This window comes from Xanthovirga aplysinae (genome assembly GCF_009711365.1).
GTDB classification, from domain to species: Bacteria; Bacteroidota; Bacteroidia; order Cytophagales; family Cyclobacteriaceae; genus Xanthovirga; species Xanthovirga aplysinae.
The window spans coordinates 1-1,344 of the sequence record NZ_SMMB01000383.1; the positions used below are offsets into that span (position 1 = coordinate 1).

1 protein-coding gene is annotated in these 1,344 nt (G+C 35.1%); it reads right to left on the reverse strand.

What is annotated here, in order from left to right:
• Positions 1 to 1,334, reverse strand: a 1,334-nt coding sequence (locus tag E1171_RS01290; RefSeq protein ID WP_222931324.1) for an autotransporter outer membrane beta-barrel domain-containing protein, incomplete at its 3' end; no start/stop codon positions are given.
• Positions 1,335 to 1,344 lie beyond the last annotated feature (10 nt).

Genomic DNA, 1,344 nt, shown 5'->3' on the forward strand with positions numbered 1-1,344 from the left:
TTTTTATTGTTCCCACTTAGAATTTGATTATTTTCTATGTTCATATTTGCATCCCCAATTTGAAACGTTAGGTTCACTTGTCGGTTGCGAGTATTCCCATTTAGCATAATAAAATTATTATTAGAGTTGGAGTTCATATTACCCACTTCTAGGCCAATATCAATTTGAGTGTTGTTATCATTGTTATTGCCCACTATTCTGTTATTCTGTTGGGATAAATTTTGAGTTCCATCCATTTCACTAAAACTGGATTGCCAATTGCCAGTGTTGTTATGTCCCTGTATCACGTTATTATTTACAGCAAAATTTGAAACACCGCCTCCCATTCGGTTTAATCTGAACTGCGAATTGTTATCATTGTTGTTTCCTTGGATTTGGTTATTGACAAAGACAATATTCATATTTTCATTTAGTATGGAAAAATTGATTTGAGTATTATGATCATTGTTAGTAATACCTTCACCTGCAATCGTTGAAAACATGGTATTATTGGCCTCGACAATATGAGCATCCCCTTTTAAAAAGGCAGCATTTAACTGAAGATTTCCATCATTGTTATTGGCCTCTATCATAGCATCAAAATTATTTCCTATAATGAGGTTGTTGCGCTCCAGGAAATTACCATTACCCCAAATGCGGCCTACATTTATTTGGGTATTCCTATCATTACGGTTGCCTCTTATATGGTTACTGGCCTCAGTGTCATTAAAGAAAAGGGTATTGTTGTTACCCACAATGAGGTTCCAATTTTTTTGTGTATTGCCATCATTGTTGTTTCCCTCGATTACATTATACCGGGAAACGATATTATCATCCCCCTTAATTGTGTTGAAATTAATTTGGTGATTTCTGTCGTTACGGTCACCGATAATAAGGTTATTGTCTATGATTTTATTACTGTTTCCGTAAATGTAGGTGCCATTATTCTGAGTGTTACGATCGTTGTTGGTACCCAGGATCACATTATTACCTAAATTTCCTGCCTCAGCTCCAACTATATTATTTCCTCCATCTATGAAAATGACACTGGTTTGGGTATTTTGATCATTGTTTGTTGCAATTTCCCCATTGACAGCTGAAATTATATTATTTAATTGAACACTGTTACTATCGCCCTTTAGGGAGGCAAAATTTAACTGTTTATTTCCATCATTGTTCCGGGCGCTTAGGGATGGATTATTTAGATTTCCGGTAATCTGATTATTGTTCTCAACGGTTTGATTTTGGTCTTTCTGAAGGGTGATGTTACTTTGAGTACTGTGGTCATTCCCTTGAGCCAGGCATATTTGAGAGCTGCAATAACAGATAGATAGGAAAAGGATTAATTTTTTCATGATTTATTAA